Source organism: Neorhizobium galegae (assembly GCF_017877135.1).
Taxonomy (GTDB): Bacteria; Pseudomonadota; Alphaproteobacteria; order Rhizobiales; family Rhizobiaceae; genus Neorhizobium; species Neorhizobium galegae_A.
Genome location: NZ_JAGIPH010000001.1, coordinates 917424 through 933822 on the forward strand (window position 1 = coordinate 917424; position 16399 = coordinate 933822).

Genomic DNA, 16399 nt, shown 5'->3' on the forward strand with positions numbered 1-16399 from the left:
CCTCCCCGCTACCGCGTCAGCACCAAGCCCGCATCGAGCGGCCAGGTGAGCCACACACTGTCTCCAAAGGTGATCGGCCGATCGACCAGACGCGACACGTTCGCCTGCGCCGCGCGCAAGATCCGGCCATCCTCGAGCTTGACCAGGAAGATGGAGAAATCCCCAAGGTAACCGATGTCCCAGACCTCGCCATGGGCCGTGTTGACCGTTGTGTCGGCAGGCTTGTCGAGCGAGATGCGCACCTTTTCCGGCCGCATGGCAAAGCCCACCTTGTCGCCGGCCGTCACCGGGCATTCCTGCTCCACCGCGATGTCGAGGCCGTTGCTCACCAGCCGCACGACCGGCGGATGGCCGTCGCGCAGGCAGTCGCCGGCATTCCCGGTCACCGCACATTCCAGAATATTGATGTCGCCGATGAAATCGGCCACATAGCGGCTGTTCGGCGCCTCGTAGATTTCCGCCGGCGTTGCCACCTGCATGATGACGCCCTTGTCCATGACCGCAATGCGGTCCGACACGGTCATGGCCTCTTCCTGATCATGCGTCACGATGAGGAAGGTCAGCCCCAGCGTGTGCTGGATGTCCATCAGCTCGAACTGTGTTTCCTCGCGCAGCTTGCGATCGAGCGCGCCCAGAGGTTCATCCAGCAGCAGCACCTTGGGGCGCTTGGCGAGCGAGCGGGCGAGCGCCACGCGCTGGCGCTGGCCGCCCGACAGCTGCGCGGGCTTGCGCCGTGCAAAGCTTTCGAGCTTCACCAGCTTCAGCATTTCCTCGACGCGGGCTGCAATATCCGGTTTCGAAAGGCCATCCTGCTGGAGCCCGAAGGCGATGTTCTTCTCCACCGTCATGTGCGGGAAAAGCGCATAGCTCTGGAACATCATGTTGGTCGGGCGCCGATAGGGCGGCACGCCGGACATATCCTTGCCCTGCAGCAGGATGCGTCCCTCGCTCGGCTCCTCGAAGCCCGCCAGCATGCGCATCAGCGTGGTCTTGCCACAGCCGGAAGGCCCCAGCAGGGAGAAGAATTCCCGCTCATAGATGTCGAGCGTCAGGTTGTTGACGGCGACGAAATCGCCGTAGCGCTTGGTGATGTTTTCGAACCGGATGAAGGGCACGGCGCCCGGATCGGTCCAGGGCGAGAATTTGCGTTTTACCGGTCCGAGAGATTTTGCCATGCCCACCCCACTCCGTTCACCGAGCCGTCTCGTCAAGACCCGGTGGCGCAACCGCCACCGGCAGGTATCAAGCTATCAGCGGCGCGCCGGGCTTATTTGCCGGTCTTGATCGCAGTCCATTCGCGGTTGATGACGCGCTGGGCCTTGGGGTCGTAGGGCGAGATGGTGAACAGCTTGGCAAGCGTCGCCTCGTCCGGATAGACAGACGGGTTCTTCACCACCTCTTCATCCATCAGCTTCTGGGCGGGCAGATTGCCATTGGCATACTGGACGAAGTTGGAGGCCTTGGCGATGACCTCCGGCTTCATCAGGTAGTTGATGAAGGCATGGGCTTCATCGACATTCTTGGCATCCGCCGGGATCGCCAGATTGTCGAACCACATATAGGTGCCTTCCTTGGGGATGACATACTTGATCTCGACGCCATTGTTGGCGTCTTTCGCGCGCTTCTTCGCCTGCAGGATATCGCCGGACCAGCCGATGGTGATGCAGCTGTCGCCATTGGCCAATTCCTCGATATAGGCGGAGGAATTGAAGGTCTTCACGCTCGGGCGGATGTCCTTGTAGACCTTGGCGCCCGCCTGCAGGTCGGCGGTGGCCTTGCTGTCCGGGTTCTTGCCGAGATAGTTCATGGCAATGGCAAAGGTTTCGTCGGACGCATCGAGAATGTTGATGCCGCAGCTTTTCAGCTTCTTGGCATTTTCCGGCTTGAACAGCACATCCCAGCTGTCGATCGGCACATCGCCGAGCGCCGCCTTCACCTTGGCGACGTTATAGCCGATGCCGGTCGTGCCCCACATGTAGTTGACGGCGAACTGGTTGCCGGGATCGTATTTCGCCAGCCGCTCCGATACCAGCGGCCAGAGATTGACAAGGTTCGGCAGCTTCGACTTGTCGAGTTTCTGGAAGACGCCGGCCTGAATCTGGCGGGCGAGGAACGGCCCGGTCGGCACCACGACATCATAGCCGGAGCCCCCGGCCAAAAGCTTGGTTTCCACCAGCTCATTGCTGTCGAACACGTCGTAGACCACCTTGATTCCGGTTTCCTTGGTGAAATCGGTGAGGATGGTGTCGTCGATGTAATCGGACCAGTTGTACACATGCACCACGCGCTCCTGCGAAAGAGCGGAGGTCGCGGCAAGCGCGACGGTGGCGAAGGCAACGAGCGACATCGTGTTCAAGCGCATGAGATTCTCCTGTTCCCGCTCCATCCCGATGCACGCGCGTGAAGCCCGTCACCCGGAGATGATTATGTGTTTTGTTGCGAGAGTAGGAAGGAAACGAACGGCCGACAAGCGGAAATGTGCGGCGCTGCACAAAAGAGCGCCAACCGTGTGGCACCTCATTGAAAATCAAAGGCGCTGAGGCCGGTGACCATCTCGTCGAGGCCGAGCGGGCGGGTGACCGGCGGCTCGGCGCGCGACAGACAGCCCTGCCGCTCGCAGAGCCTGCAGGCCGTGCCGGCCGCCACCAGGGCGGCCGGAAGCTCTGCCGCCGGGCCATAGACGGTATCACCGGCAAAAGCCATCTCGCAGCCGATGAGCAGGGCCGTCCGGCGCAACCTTTCGCCAAACCCGCCCTGCGGCCCCTCGATGGTGCGGCAGACCGTGAAGAAGGCATGGCCGTCGGGCATCTCGACGCGCTCCACCAGCACCTGCCCCGGCTGCGAGAAGGCGGCATGCAGGCCAAGCTTCGGACAGAGGCCGCCGAAGCGCGCCTTCGGAAATCCTTGCGCGCCCGCGCGGCGCAGAACGTTGCCAGCGTGGTCGGCCTCCATCAGGAAGAAGGCCGGCACCGCATGCCCCATCCGGTGCAGGGTGACCAGCCGGTGCGCCGCCTGCTCGAAGGAAACATCGAAACGCGCGGCCAGAAGCTCGATATCGTAGCGGCAACGTTCGGCGGTGGCGAGAAAGGTCGAAAACGGCATCATCAGCGCATGGGCGCCGTAGCGCGCCAGCTCGAAGCGGGCGATCCGCCGCGCCTCCCCGCTCGACAGGGGAAGATCCTCAAGCTCCAGCGCAATCTCGTCCTTCAACGCAAGAAGCGCCACTTCCTGGGCGATCTCGCGAGTCCGGTCAAACACCGACAGCCGCTCGGAGAGAAACAGCCGCATCGAATGGCGGTCATAGCGGCGGCGCAAGGTCGGCATCACATGGACGGGAAGCTGGCGCACCACGATACCGTGGGTGGCGCGCAGATACGTCTTCAGCGCGCCGGTGAGATCGTCGCCGCTCTCAAGCGTCGCCATGAAGGCTTCGGCGGCCTGATCGATGCGGGCAAAGACGAAGGGCCGCGTCTCCAGCATCTGGCGCACCTCGTCCATCGGCAGATGGGTGCGGCCAAGCGAGGTCTCATGCCCCTCGCGCGCCAGAAGATCGGCCAGATCCGACAGGCGCCCCGCCTGCTCCTTGTAGGCGCGAAACAGCTTGATGACGCCGAGAGCCGCATTCGGCGCCCCTTCCGACATCTCGATCAGCTCCTGGTCACCGGGGATTTCTCCCGACAGCAGCGGATCGGCAAACACCTCGCGCAACTGCCCGGCCAGACCGCCGCCATCGCCCTGCAACTGGTCAAGATCCACCTTGTAGACGGCGGCCAGCCGCAGCAGCAGCTGAACGGTGAGCGGCCGCTGGTTTCGCTCGATGAGGTTCAGATAGGAAGGCGAGATGCCGAGCCCATCGGCCATGGCCGTCTGGGTGAGCCCGAGGGTCAGCCGCACCCGCCGCACGCGCGGCCCGGCAAAGATCTTGCGTTCGGCCATGTGACATCCTTTGACAAAGGCTCGCCCGGAGCGGCTGTGACAACTTTTACATCTTCACAGAGATCGTCGTCAAAAGCAAGACAACCTAACCTCTTTCCCGGAGCGGGAAATGCTTATCTTCTGGCGACTTACCGCAGTGCAGGGTAAATTCTGTCTCAGGCATCAAGGCCGGATCGCTGATTGCAAGCGCGGCCGCCAGTTCAGGGAGAGAGCATCATGACAGAATTTTACAATCTCGTTCCGTCCGCCCCCAAGGGTCGCTACGACGGCATTGCCCGTCCCTATATGCCGGCCGATGTGACGCGCCTGCGCGGCTCGGTGGCGATCAAACACACGCTGGCGGAGATGGGGGCGAACCGGCTCTGGCAACTGCTCGAGAGCGAGGATTTCGTCAATGCGCTCGGCGCTCTCTCCGGCAACCAGGCCATGCAGATGGTCCGCGCCGGGCTGAAAGCCATCTACCTTTCCGGCTGGCAGGTGGCCGCAGACTCCAATACGGCGTCCGCCATGTATCCCGACCAGTCGCTCTATCCGGCCAATGCCGCGCCGGAACTGGCCAAGCGCATCAACAAGACGCTGCAGCGCGCCGACCAGATCGAGACCTCGGAAGGCGGAGGTCTTTCCGTCGACACCTGGTTTGCGCCGATCGTGGCCGATGCCGAGGCCGGTTTCGGCGGGCCCCTCAATGCCTTCGAGATCATGAAGGCCTTCATCGAGGCGGGGGCGGCTGGCGTGCACTACGAGGACCAGCTGGCATCGGAAAAGAAATGCGGCCATCTCGGCGGCAAGGTGCTGATCCCGACGGCGGCGCATATCCGCAACCTGACGGCCGCCCGTCTCGCCGCCGATGTCATGGGCACGCCGACGCTCGTCATTGCTCGCACCGATGCGGAAGCGGCAAAGCTCCTGACCTCGGACATCGACGAGCGCGACCAGCCGTTTGTCGATTATGACAAGGGCCGCACGGTCGAGGGCTTCTATCAGGTGAAGAACGGGCTGGAACCCTGCATTGCCCGCGCGGTCGCCTATGCGCCCTATTGCGATCTCATCTGGTGCGAGACCTCCAAGCCCGACCTGGAACAGGCGCGCAAGTTTGCCGAGGGCGTCCACAAGGTGCATCCCGGCAAGAAGCTTGCCTATAACTGCTCGCCCTCGTTCAACTGGAAGAAGAACCTGGACGATGCGACCATCGCCAAGTTCCAGCGCGAACTCGGCACCATGGGCTACAAGTTCCAGTTCATCACGCTTGCCGGCTTCCACCAGCTGAACTTTGGCATGTTCGAACTGGCGCGCGGCTACAAGGACCGCCAGATGGCCGCCTATTCGGAGCTGCAGGAAGCCGAATTTGCCGCCGAGATCAACGGCTATACGGCAACCAAGCACCAGCGCGAGGTCGGCACCGGCTATTTCGATGCCGTGTCGGTCGCCATTTCCGGCGGCCTCTCCTCCACCACGGCGATGGGGGAATCGACCGAGCACGACCAGTTCCGCCCCGCGGCGGAATGAGGTCGAGACCTCAGAAAGACCCCTCCCAACCCCTCCCCACAAGGGGGAGGGCTTAGCCCGGCCGCGCTCGCTTTGCAGAATGGACGCTTGCCGCGTCGTTTCTCCCCCCTCGTGGGGGAGATGCCTGGCAGGGCAGAGAGGGCCTTGTTTCAACTGCAATAGCCCTACCCCACGGGCAGTTACCCCAGTCTGCACCCATCAAGAACCCCTGAAACCAAGAGGAGAAATGCCATGAACGTCCAGACCCGCGTCAAGGAACGCGCCGAAGAACAATCGACCACCATGACCAGCGAACAGCAGTCGGCCATCCGCATGCTGGCCAATGACCTGCACCGGCTGAACCATGCCGTGATGAAGGCGGTCGAGGCGGGCGTTTCCGTCGAACTCGTCCGCTCCGCCCGCCACCACGGCGGCGAGGGCAACTGGGGCGACCTGATGATCCCGGTCATCGTGGCGTCGCCACGGTGAGGTCGAGCGCCAGCCGCGGCGGATCGCAGGTCCCCGACCCGCCGCGGCCTAAGGTTGCGCCAGCATTCCGCTGAACAGCTTTTCCCCGTCTCTCACAAGCGCGGTCATCCGGTCGACGACCAGGCGGATGTCGCGCCGGTGGCGGTCGTCATTGTTCATGACGATCCACTGGCCCTGGCGAAGCGCGTCGATCGGCTCGCCGACCCGAACAAGGTCCGGCACCTGATCGCCGACAAAGCAGGGCAACACCGCAATTCCCGCGCCGGCGCTGGCCAGATCCAGCAAGGAGCGCGGTCGGTTGACCAGAACGGCGATCCGCTTCGCATGCCGCTCATGCGGATACAGCAGATAGGCCGAAATCGCGTCGTCCTGCCCGACGGCAATCCATCCTTCGTCGGCAGATGGCGCGACATGGCGCGCGCGGTATGCGGCATAGGCGACATGCCCGAGCCTTGCCGTTGCAAGATAGGTCTCTTCAGGTTCGAACGATCGCAGGCCGATATCGCTTTCCCGGTAGGCGAGGCTGGCGCGTCGTTCCGCGATGAAGATATCCAGACGAAACCGGTCGAGCGGGCCACAGAGCCGGCCCCAGTGACGCATCAGATGCCACGCCATCCAGGTGCCGCATGCAAGGCGGATGAGTGGCTTGCCGGTGTCGTCCGCGCTCCACCCGGCAATGCGCCGCGCGGTTCCCTCCATCTCCTGGCACTGGGAGAGCAGCATTTCGCCATCCGCCGTCAAGCGGTATCCCGTACGACTACGGATGAAAAGCGCACGGCCAATCTCTGCTTCCAGATCCAGCATGCGACGGCCAAGTGTCGCCGGGCTGAGACCCGTTGCGGCAGAAGCTCCCGACAGGCCACCGCCGCGTGCGACATGCAGAAAAAGTGCGTAACTATCCCAGCTGATGTTTTTCATGGGTGAAAAGCATAGCCGTTTTCCGCAGGTTCGGAAACCACTGCGTGACCGCTAGAAAGGGATCACTTTTCAGGAAGGAGTGATCCATGCACGACCTCATCGGTCTCCTTAGCCTTGCCAAGGTGGCTTCTGCCCGCCCCCAGACGGAGGACGAGTTCTACCGACGCCATGCGCATCCGTGGCGCAGATGGAAAAAGGGTGGCACGGCGGATGCCACCCTTCATCAACAGTCATGCGATGATCTCACGCCGCCCGCCGCGCGCCCTGCCCCATATCGATGCGGAACTGTTCGACGAGTTGCATCAGCACCTCTGCCTCGGTGGCAAGTCTGGCGCTGGCCTGGCTGGTTTCAGCCACCATCGCACCGTTCTGCTGGGTCAGCTGATCCATCTTGTTGACGGTGCCGTTGATTTCCTTCAGCGCCAAGGACTGGTCCTGGCTTGCGGTGGCAATCGATTCCACATGGCGGCTGGCGCCGGAAATCTGTTCGCTGATGGCAGCCAGTACCTTGCCGGCCTGCTGCACCAGTTCGGACCCGTTGCGCACCTCGTCGCTCGACTGGTTGATCAGATCCTTGATTTCGCGGGCAGCACTTGCCGAACGTTGCGCAAGTTCGCGCACTTCCTGCGCCACCACCGCAAAGCCCTTGCCGGCCTCACCGGCGCGGGCCGCCTCGATGCCTGCATTGAGCGCCAGAAGATTGGTCTGGAAGGCGATGTCGTCGATCACCTCGATGATCAGCTCGATCTTCTGCGAGGCCTCCTCGATGCGGCCCATGGCATCTACGGCGCTGGAGACAACGGTGGAGGAACTGTCGGCGGTCTTGCGCGTGGTGGAAACCGCCTGGTCTGCCTCACGGGCACGGGCGGCCGAATTGGTGACCGTCACCGTGATTTCATCGACGGCCGCTGCGGTTTCCTCCAGCGAGGCGGCCTGCGTCTCCGTCCGGCGCGCCAGATCGTCGGACGAGGCGCTGAGTTCCGCCGTGCCCTTCTGGATCGACAGCGTGCTGTGGCGGATGCGGCTCATCGTGTCGCGAAGATTGGCGATGGAGCTGTTGAAATCCAAACGCAACTGTTCGAGACGCCCGGAAAACGGCGTGTCGATGAGGCGCGACAGATCGCCCTGCGACAGGCGCGTAAGCGCAACGGCGAGTTCCGAGACAGCCAGATCGATCTGCTGGTCCGTTTCCTGCTTTTCCTTGTCGTTGCGGCGGCGATCCTGATCGGCTGCGGCGCGCTCGCGCGCGGCGCGTTCCTCCGTCGCCTGCTTTTCGCGGGCATTGCTGCGGAAGATATCGAGCGCGCGGGCAATATTGCCGAATTCATTGGGCCGGTCGGCATAGGGAACCGCAACATCCTCGCCGGCGGCGATCTTCAGCACCGTGCCGGTGAGCACCGTCAGCGGCTGAACCAGCCGGCGGATCATCAGCAGGCCCACCAGACCGACCACCGCAATCGCAATCAGACCCGTCACCACCATCACTTCGCCGGATGAGGCGATCTGCGCAAAATAGACTTCAAGCGGAATGCCGATGAAAAGCACGCCGGTGACGGCGCCCGCCGCATCCTTCACCGGGAAATAGCCGGTGATGAAGTTGCGGCCAAACAGCACGGCGGGTCCGTAATAGGCCTCGCCGCGCGCCAGATAGGCCTGCGCCGGATGGTCTGCCGCAAGCTTCGTGCCGATCGCGCGCTCGCCCTTCTCGTTCTTCACATTGGTGGAAATGCGGGTGAAATCACTGCCCTGTTTCTGGAAGACGGTGGCGACACCGGAAATGGTCTGGGCAGTGCGGTCGACCAGCGTGTGATCCGGCAATTGCAGAGGACCCTGCTGGCGCACACCCGTCACCGTTCCATCGGTCAGCTGGATCTCGGATCCTTCCACCGACACGTCATAGAGAGTGGCCATGGCGCGCATCGCCGCGCGGGCATCGACTGCCGTCTTCTGCAGGATGTCGGAGCGCAAATAGGCATAGGTCATGCCGGCGACGGCAGCAACGGCCACCACCACGAGCGAAAGACACAGAACGAGAATGCGCGACGTGACAGACGCGGGGAAAAATTTGGACATAAGGCGGGCCCCTTCGTGAAACCGACCGATAACTCGGTTCAGGAAGAATAACCCGTTTAAGTAAAGGAGAACTGAATTTGCGCTTCGTCAAATATAACGGGAAAGACCAGGCTCCATCCCACCCCAGGTCGCAATCTCATGCGCGCGCATGCTGTTGCGGCAAACGCTTGCGAAACCCGATGGCCCCCTGAAGGGAGACGCCGGCGGATCAGAAGATGCCGGGCAGCGACAGGAAGGCTGCCGTGGCGCAAACGGCAAGTGCAAACAGGCTCAGCGCAAGGCTGGCCTTGTTGCGGGCTTCGGCAATGGCAATGGCACGCGCGCGGTTCTTATGCATGGTACGATCCCCAAAAACAGGTTTTCCATCGCGAAACGACAGACAGGCGCGACGGTCTTTCATCCGCCAGAACTGTGGACGCATTGCGGCACGGCCGGCAGAAAGACACGCCATGGCTGCGACAACATCCCGTCACCCGCACCGGCTCTTCCACCTTAAGGGCTTCGAGAACCGGTTCGTTGTTTCAAAGGATGCGGCAGGTCACTTAAGAAGTCTTGAATAAAACACTCGATCCTTGCATGAAACTGAAAGCACGGTCGCGTCGTGGTAAAGGAGCCGGCAACGCGACCGGTTTCATGGCACACGTCATACCAAGTGTCGGTGGGGCCGCTCAGGCGGCGCTCAGCACCGGCTGCATGGCCGCTGCTTCCGGCCGATCGACCTGGAACTCTTCAAGCAGAGTGACCAGCTGGTCTGCTTCTTCGGCCAGCTGGCGGCTTGCGGCGCTGGTTTCCTCCACCATGGCGGCATTCTGCTGGGTCAGCTGGTCCATCTGGCCAACGGCACCGTTCACCTCGTGAAGCGCCGAGGACTGGTCGCGCGACGCCGTGGCGATATCCTCGACATGGCGGCTGATGCTGGAAATCTGCTGCCCCATGGCCGCCAGCGCCTCACCGGTCTGTTTCACCAGGCGCGAACCGGTGGCGACCTCTTCGGCCGAAACGGTGATCAGGCTCTTGATCTCCTTGGCGGCACTTGCGCAGCGCTGGGCAAGCTCGCGCACTTCCTGGGCAACCACCGCAAAGCCCTTGCCGGCATCGCCGGCTCGGGCGGCCTCGACGCCGGCATTCAGCGCCAGAAGATTGGTCTGGAAGGCGATGGAATCGATCACCTCGGTGATCTGGGAGATCTTCTGCGAGGCCCCTTCGATGCGCTGCATGGCCGAAACGGCATTGCCGACCACCACCAGCGATCCATCGGCGCTGCGGCGGGTTTCGCCAACGATGGTGTTGGCTTCACGCGCCTTGTCGGCCGCCGCACGCACATTCACCGTCACCTCGCTCACGGCCGCAGCCGTCTCTTCGAGCGATGCCGCCTGGGTTTCGGTGCGCCGCGACAGGTCGTCGGTCGATTGCGCCATCTGGCGAACATTGCTCTGGATGGCCACCACATTGCCCTTGATCAGCGAAATCGTGTCCTGGAGATGCGTCATCGACCGGTTGAAATCGGTCCGCAGCTGTTCGAGGCGCCCGACAAAGGGTGTGTCGATGGTGGTCGAGACATCGCCGGCGGCCAATCGCTCGAGACCCTGGGCAAGCGTTGAGACGGCAAACTGGATCTGCCGGTCGATCGCCTGCTTCTCCTCCTCGTTGCGCACCCGCTCGGCCTCGGCGGCGCCACGCTCCTCTTCCGCCTGCGCCTCGATGCGCACCTTCTCGCGGGCATTTTCCTTGAAGATGCCGAGCGCGCGCGCCATGTCGCCGATCTCGTCATGGCGGGCTTCGCCGGCGATATCGGTGTCGAGATCGCCGGACGCCAGCCGGCGCATGGCCGCGGCAATCTGCAGGATCGGCCCCTTGAAGGTCAGGACAAGGCCGATGCCGGCAAAGATTGCCACCAGGATGCCGAGTGCCATGGCGCCCGCGGAAATCTGGTTGGCCTTTTCGCGCTCGGCACCGGCCGCATCGCGCTGGTGAGCGGCAAACTGCGTCAGGTTGTTCCAGATCCGGTCGATATCCTGCTCGGCGGCGGAAAATGCGTCGAGCCGCTTCTTCGACAGATCGAGAAGCGCGGTGGACCGGTTTTCGAGCGTGACGATGATCGGCAGGATAGCGGCAGCACGGCTGCGGGCCTCCTGCGGAAAGCTCTTGTCCGCCTCCATTGTGCCGGCCGAGACATCGAGCGACATCAGCGCGCCCTGAAGCTCGTTCAGCCTGCCGGCGTCCGGTGCCGCCACATAGCGGATCGTCTTCAGTTCCAGCACCTTGACGGCATCCAGAACCTGGCGGGCGGCATTCAGAAAATTCGTTGCCGCAGCAATCGGCTGATCGAGCGCACCGAACACTTCCGTTGCCTGACGAGACTTCACGGTTGCCGCACCCTGCAGGCGGATGGAAGCCGGCCGCATCAGATTGATCGCGCGCTCCACGGCCGTGATCGTCGTGTCGTCGACGACACCGGTTTCCAGCTGCTGCGCCAACTGCTGCACACCACCGGTGAGATCATCGGCCAGCACCTTCTGCTCGAGCGGAAGGACGGCGGTGATCTGCGAGACGGCAGCCGTCAGTGCGCCGATCTGGGCCTTGACGACCGCCATTTTCCGCTCCGGCGTGACCTCGGCGTTCAGATCGGCAACCAGTTTGGCCAGCACGCCTGCCCCGCGCACCAGCTTTTCCGCATCACGCAGCAGGGCCTTGGCCTTCGTTTCGTCCTGCGCCAGATTATCGCGGGTGCCGATCGCATAGGTCAGGATATCCGCCTGGTGCTTGGCGATCGCCTCCAGGTCCTGGTCGATGCCGGCGCGCACGGCCACTTCCTCCTGGTAGCGCGACCATGACTGATCGATCTCAGCGCTGATGGCATCCGTGCCGCTGATGGCCCCGTCGATCTCGCTGCTGCCATCGTCGCTTTGGGCGCTGCTGCGCACCGCCTTCAGAAGATCCGCCTGGGCCGAGATCTGCGTGGTGAGCGCCACGCGGCTCTCCTCGCTCGGGCGCTTCAGAAAGGTGCTCATGCCGGAATAGACTTGCTTGAAGCCACTCAGCGACTGCATGACCGTGTTCGACATGTCCATGCGCGTCTGCAGAAGACTGGACGCATAGAGGCCCGACAGCCCCACCGCCGAGATACTGAGCACAAAGGGGACGATGAACGCGACAACCTTTGTCTGGATCTTGAAGCGCGCAAGCAGCCGATCGACGACCATGGGAAAACCTCTGAAATATTAGGATCAGAATACGGAATGCCCTCAAATCCGAGGGTCTGTCCTGTTTTGCCAGTGGCGATTAAACAATTGCTGAAGAATGGTGTTCAAATCTTAGGGTTGTATTTTCGACTATATGCATATGATGCGTCCGACACGCGCAAAACCGTGTTCGGGCCGGGTCATCAGACCCCGCCCAGTGCCTCGCCGCAGACATGACCGGACGCCCAGGCCCACTGGAAATTATAGCCGCCGAGCCAGCCGGTGACATCGACGCATTCGCCGATAAAATAAAGGCCGGGAACGGCCTTTGCCTGCATGGTGCGCGAATCAAGCGCCGCCGTATCGATACCGCCGATCGTGACTTCGGCCGTGCGATAGCCCTCCGACCCGGCCGGCTTCAACACCCAGGCCTGCACGGCTGCGGCAACCGCCGACAGCTGGCGATCCGACTGGTCGGCCATGGCGCCGGAAAGGTTCATCTCGTCTGCAAAAAACTGCGCCAGACGTCGCGGCAGGATTTCGCCGAGCGCCGTCTGCAAGGCCTGGCGGCCATTGGCCTTGCGCGCCGCCTTCAGCCGCTCCAGCACGTCGATGTCGGGCTCCAGCCGCAACTGCACCTCCTCGCCTTCGCGCCAGTAGGAGGAGATCTGCAGGATCGCGGGACCGCTGAGGCCCCGATGGGTAAAGAGCAGCGATTCGCGAAAGGCAGTCTTGCCGTGGCGGACCTCCGCCTCCACCGAGACACCGGAGAGCGTGGACAGCTTCTGCAACAGCAGCGGATCAAGCGTCAGCGGCACAAGCCCCGGCCGTGTCTCGACAAGCGGCAGGTCGAATTGCTCGGCGATGCGATAGGCAAGGCCGGTCGCCCCCATTTTCGGGATGGATTTCCCGCCGGTCGCCACCACCAGTGCCGCCGCCTCCACCGTTGAGCCATCGACAAGGATGCGAAAGCCGCTTTCGGTCTTTTCAACCCCGCCAAGCGTCTGCTGCAGCTCCAGTGTCACGTTTGCCGCGCGCATTTCATCGAGCAGAAGGCGCACGATGTCGCGGGCGCTGTCATCGCAGAACAACTGGCCGAGCGTCTTTTCGTGCCAGGAAATGCGGTGCTTTTCGACAAGCGCCAGGAAATCGCGCGGCGTATAGCGGGCAAGGGCCGATTTAGCGAAATGCCGGTTGGCGGAAATGTAATTGGCAGGGCCTGCATGCAGGTTGGTGAAATTGCAGCGGCCGCCGCCGGAGATGCGGATCTTTTCGCCCGGCGCCTTGGCATGGTCGAGCACGAGCACGGAGCGGCCAAGGCCACCGGCGCGCAGCGCGCACATCATGCCGGCCGCACCAGCGCCGAGCACCACCACATCATATTTGCGTTTCACCGCGCCTGCCCCTGCCTGACAATCCCCCTTCCTCTTTGGCATCGGGGCGGCAATGTCAATTGGTGCCGCGTGCTATCCCCCCTCGCCAATTGGCGTGTTCCCGCTATGATAGGGGTATCGTCAACGAGAAACGGTGACCTATGCCGCCCAAGAAAAAGCCGTCTGCCCCAGCACCCGGAAGCGTGCGCAAGGCTGCCGCAGCCCATCCCACCCTCACCTCGCTGCGTGGCGTGGAGAACTGGCGAGAGGCCGCCGCATGGCTGAAGGCACGCGGTATCGAGGACGTCGAATGCATCACGCCGGATCTGGCAGGCGTTCCGCGCGGCAAGATGATGCCGACCTCGAAATTCACCTCCAACACCTCGCTCGCCCTGCCGTCGGCGCTCTATCGCCACACGATCTCCGGCGAATATCCGGACGAGACGGCAAACTTCCGCTATGATTCCCGCGACAGCGACATCAAGCTCGTGCCGGATCTGTCCACCCTTTCGGTCGTGCCCTGGGAAAGCGATCCGACAGCGCAGGTGATCTGCGATATCGTCGGCACCGAGGGCGAGGCAGTACCCTATACCCCGCGCAATGTGCTGAAAAACGTCATGCAGCTTTACGCCGACAGGGGCTGGAAGGCGGTCGTCGCACCCGAGATCGAATTCTATCTCGTCGCGATCAACGAGGATCCGGATTATCCGCTGCATCCGCCGAAAGGCCGTTCCGGCCGGGCGATCTCGGGCGGTCAGGGCTATTCGATTGCTGGCATCAACGAGTTCGACGAACTGATCGACGACATCTATCATTTTTCGGAAAAGCAGGGTCTGGAGATCGACACGCTGATCCACGAGGAAGGCCCGGCGCAGCTGGAAATCAACCTGCGCCACGGCGATCCGGTGCAGCTGGCCGATCAGGTCTTCCTGTTCAAGCGCACCATTCGCGAGGCAGCCCTGAAGCACGGCATCTATGCCACCTTCATGGCAAAGCCGATGCAGGGCCAGCCGGGTTCTGCCATGCACATCCACCAGTCGGTGGTGGACACCAAGACGGGCCGCAACATCTTCTCCAACGAGGATGGCTCTCCCTCGCGCGCCTTCTTCCACTTCATCGGCGGCATGCAGAAATATGTGCCGAGCGCGCTGGCAATGCTGGCACCCTACGTCAATTCCTACCGGCGGCTGACGCCGGACATGGCCTGCCCGGTCAACAATGCCTGGGGCTATGACAACCGCACCACGGCGTTTCGCGTGCCGATTTCGGACGCGGCGGCGCGGCGCGTCGAAAACCGCCTGCCCAGTTCCGATGCCAACCCCTATCTGGCGCTTGCCGCCTCGCTCGGCTGCGGCCTGCTCGGCATCATGCGCGAGATCGAGCCGACCGAGCCGACCTATGATACGGCCAACGAAGGCTCCATCGAACTGCCGCGCGGACTTCTGGAAGCCGTCGCCCTTCTGGAGGGGGAGCCGGCCTTCGAAGAGGTCTTCGGGCGCGAGTTCATCGGCATCTATGCGGGCGTCAAGCGCGGGGAGTTTGAAACCTTCATGCAGGTGATCAGCCCCTGGGAGCGTGAATTCCTGCTGCTCAACGTGTAAGGTGGCCGCATGAACGGCACTGAGAACAGCATGCGCGACACATGGCAAAGCCCGATCGCACCCGGCCTCTCCTGGTATCAGGACACGATTGTCGAACGCCCGGCCTATGCGGCGCTCGACGGTTCGACCCGCACGGATGTCGCCATCATCGGAGGCGGCTTCACCGGCCTGCAGGCGGCCTATAACCTTGCCAAGCGCGGCGTCGACGTTCTCCTCATCGAAGGGGGCCGCTTCGGCGACGGCGCCTCCGGGCGCAATGGCGGGCAGCTCGGAAGCGGGCAACGCGCCTGGCCGGACGAGCTTGAGCCGGAACTGGGCTATGAACGCTCCCGCGCCTTGTTCGATCTGGCGGAGAATGCCAAGCGCTATCTTCTCGATTTTGCCGAAACCCATGGCATCGACATGGATTTTCAGCCGGGCCAGATGAACGTGTCGCACAAGAAAGGCCATGAGGATGCCTACCGGCGCTCCGCCGAACTCCTGGCGACCCGCTATGATTATCCGCATGTGACATTCATGGACCGCGAGGAAACGGCGGCCCGGCTTGGCTCCTCGGCCTATCACTACGGCGTGCGCGATACCGGCACGGGCCATATCCACCCGCTGAAACTGCTGGTGGGGCTTGCCCGCGCGGCAGCGCAGGCCGGCGCGCGGATCTGCGAGATGACGCGGGCCTCGAGCATCACGCAAAGCGGCGGCAAGACGCTGATCGAGACGCCGGCCGGGCGCATCACCGCCGACCGGGTGCTGATTGCCACCAACGCCTATATCGGCAATCTGGAGCGCGAGACGGCAGCCCATGTCATGCCGATCCGCTCCTTTATCGGCGCCACCGTGCCGCTTGACGATTTTCCGCACGTCATTCCCGGCAACGAGGCCGTCGCCGACAGCCGCTTCGTCGTGCGCTATTTCCGCAAGAGCATTGACGGGCGCCTGCTGTTTGGCGGCCGCGAAGCCTATACCGCCGACAGCCCCCGCGACATTTCGCGCCATATCCGCAAGCAGATCGCCGAGCTTTACCCGGAGCTGAAGAACATCGACATGACCCATGCCTGGGGCGGCTCGGTCGGCATCACGCTGACGCGAAAGCCGTTTGCGCGCGAGGTCATGCCGGGCGTGACCTCGGTCGCCGGATATTCCGGCCACGGCGTCATGCTGTCAAACTATGCCGGTAAGATGTATGCTGACCTGGTGGCCGGCAATTCCAGCGAACTGGATCTCCTGACCGACCTTCAGGTTCCGCCCTTTCCAGGCGGTGCACGTTTTCGTGGGCCGCTTCTGTTTCTGGCGCTGACCTGGTTTGCGCTGCGGGACAGATTTTAAAGGCCGTCCCGTAGAAGGG

12 protein-coding genes are annotated in these 16399 nt (G+C 62.9%); 4 read left to right on the forward strand and 8 right to left on the reverse strand.

Annotated elements, in window-relative coordinates:
* Nucleotides 1-8 precede the first annotated feature (8 nt).
* The 3 genes from J2858_RS04535 to J2858_RS04545 all read right to left on the reverse strand — a co-directional run bounded on the left by J2858_RS04535 (nt 9) and on the right by J2858_RS04545 (nt 3936).
* Nucleotides 9-1175, reverse strand: coding sequence for an ABC transporter ATP-binding protein (locus J2858_RS04535; protein WP_210103517.1), 1167 nt, complete (start codon nt 1173-1175; stop codon nt 9-11).
* Nucleotides 1176-1267: 92 nt separating this feature from the next.
* Complete coding sequence (locus J2858_RS04540; RefSeq protein WP_210103518.1) at nt 1268-2362, reverse strand: polyamine ABC transporter substrate-binding protein; 1095 nt, start codon at nt 2360-2362, stop codon at nt 1268-1270.
* Nucleotides 2363-2517: 155 nt separating this feature from the next.
* The gene (locus J2858_RS04545) at nt 2518-3936 is read right to left on the reverse strand and encodes a helix-turn-helix domain-containing protein (protein WP_210103519.1); all 1419 of its coding nucleotides are present in this window, start codon (nt 3934-3936) and stop codon (nt 2518-2520) included.
* 216 nt (nt 3937-4152) lie between these two features.
* Here J2858_RS04545 and aceA point away from each other — a divergent pair, with 216 nt between their 5' ends.
* Both aceA and J2858_RS04555 read left to right on the forward strand, forming a co-directional pair.
* Entirely contained in the window at nt 4153-5442 is a 1290-nt protein-coding gene (gene aceA / locus J2858_RS04550) for an isocitrate lyase (RefSeq protein WP_210103520.1), read from the forward strand.
* Between the two features lie 231 nt (nt 5443-5673).
* On the forward strand, nt 5674-5910 hold the full coding sequence (locus J2858_RS04555) for an SMc00767 family acetate metabolism repressor (RefSeq protein WP_210103521.1): 237 nt from the start codon (nt 5674-5676) through the stop codon (nt 5908-5910).
* Nucleotides 5911-5958: 48 nt separating this feature from the next.
* Here the strand turns inward: J2858_RS04555 and J2858_RS04560 are convergent, their stop codons facing one another.
* From J2858_RS04560 to J2858_RS04575, 5 genes are all read right to left on the reverse strand, one after another.
* Complete coding sequence (locus J2858_RS04560; protein WP_210103522.1) at nt 5959-6828, reverse strand: LysR family transcriptional regulator; 870 nt, start codon at nt 6826-6828, stop codon at nt 5959-5961.
* A gap of 243 nt (nt 6829-7071) precedes the next feature.
* Entirely contained in the window at nt 7072-8901 is a 1830-nt protein-coding gene (locus J2858_RS04565; RefSeq protein WP_210103523.1) for a methyl-accepting chemotaxis protein, read from the reverse strand.
* 208 nt (nt 8902-9109) lie between these two features.
* A complete protein-coding gene (locus tag J2858_RS24225) occupies nt 9110-9238 on the reverse strand; it encodes a hypothetical protein (RefSeq protein WP_281067713.1) in 129 nt (42 codons plus the stop codon).
* A 331-nt stretch (nt 9239-9569) separates the two neighbouring features.
* Entirely contained in the window at nt 9570-12104 is a 2535-nt protein-coding gene (locus tag J2858_RS04570) for a methyl-accepting chemotaxis protein (RefSeq protein WP_210103524.1), read from the reverse strand.
* A gap of 182 nt (nt 12105-12286) precedes the next feature.
* Nucleotides 12287-13519, reverse strand: coding sequence for an NAD(P)/FAD-dependent oxidoreductase (locus J2858_RS04575; protein ID WP_210103525.1), 1233 nt, complete (start codon nt 13517-13519; stop codon nt 12287-12289).
* A 98-nt stretch (nt 13520-13617) separates the two neighbouring features.
* Between J2858_RS04575 and J2858_RS04580 the strand changes: the two genes are divergently transcribed.
* Nucleotides 13618-15057, forward strand: a complete 1440-nt coding sequence (locus J2858_RS04580; protein WP_210103526.1) for a glutamine synthetase family protein — start codon at nt 13618-13620, stop codon at nt 15055-15057.
* A gap of 9 nt (nt 15058-15066) precedes the next feature.
* Nucleotides 15067-16380, forward strand: a complete 1314-nt coding sequence (locus J2858_RS04585) for an NAD(P)/FAD-dependent oxidoreductase (protein WP_210103527.1) — start codon at nt 15067-15069, stop codon at nt 16378-16380.
* Nucleotides 16381-16399 lie beyond the last annotated feature (19 nt).

What these genes read in the sequence shown, in the direction of transcription:
- J2858_RS04555 (WP_210103521.1), top strand. Translation starts at nt 5,674, where the DNA reads ATGAACGTCCAGACCCGCGTCAAGGAACGCGCCGAAGAACAATCGACC.
- aceA (WP_210103520.1), top strand. Translation starts at nt 4,153, where the DNA reads ATGACAGAATTTTACAATCTCGTTCCGTCCGCCCCCAAGGGTCGCTAC.
- J2858_RS04540 (WP_210103518.1), bottom strand. Translation starts at nt 2,362, where the DNA reads ATGCGCTTGAACACGATGTCGCTCGTTGCCTTCGCCACCGTCGCGCTT.
- J2858_RS04580 (WP_210103526.1), top strand. Translation starts at nt 13,618, where the DNA reads ATGCCGCCCAAGAAAAAGCCGTCTGCCCCAGCACCCGGAAGCGTGCGC.
- J2858_RS24225 (WP_281067713.1), bottom strand. Translation starts at nt 9,238, where the DNA reads ATGCATAAGAACCGCGCGCGTGCCATTGCCATTGCCGAAGCCCGCAAC.
- J2858_RS04560 (WP_210103522.1), bottom strand. Translation starts at nt 6,828, where the DNA reads ATGAAAAACATCAGCTGGGATAGTTACGCACTTTTTCTGCATGTCGCA.
- J2858_RS04565 (WP_210103523.1), bottom strand. Translation starts at nt 8,901, where the DNA reads ATGTCCAAATTTTTCCCCGCGTCTGTCACGTCGCGCATTCTCGTTCTG.
- J2858_RS04570 (WP_210103524.1), bottom strand. Translation starts at nt 12,104, where the DNA reads ATGGTCGTCGATCGGCTGCTTGCGCGCTTCAAGATCCAGACAAAGGTT.
- J2858_RS04575 (WP_210103525.1), bottom strand. Translation starts at nt 13,519, where the DNA reads ATGCCAAAGAGGAAGGGGGATTGTCAGGCAGGGGCAGGCGCGGTGAAA.
- J2858_RS04585 (WP_210103527.1), top strand. Translation starts at nt 15,067, where the DNA reads ATGAACGGCACTGAGAACAGCATGCGCGACACATGGCAAAGCCCGATC.
- J2858_RS04545 (WP_210103519.1), bottom strand. Translation starts at nt 3,936, where the DNA reads ATGGCCGAACGCAAGATCTTTGCCGGGCCGCGCGTGCGGCGGGTGCGG.
- J2858_RS04535 (WP_210103517.1), bottom strand. Translation starts at nt 1,175, where the DNA reads ATGGCAAAATCTCTCGGACCGGTAAAACGCAAATTCTCGCCCTGGACC.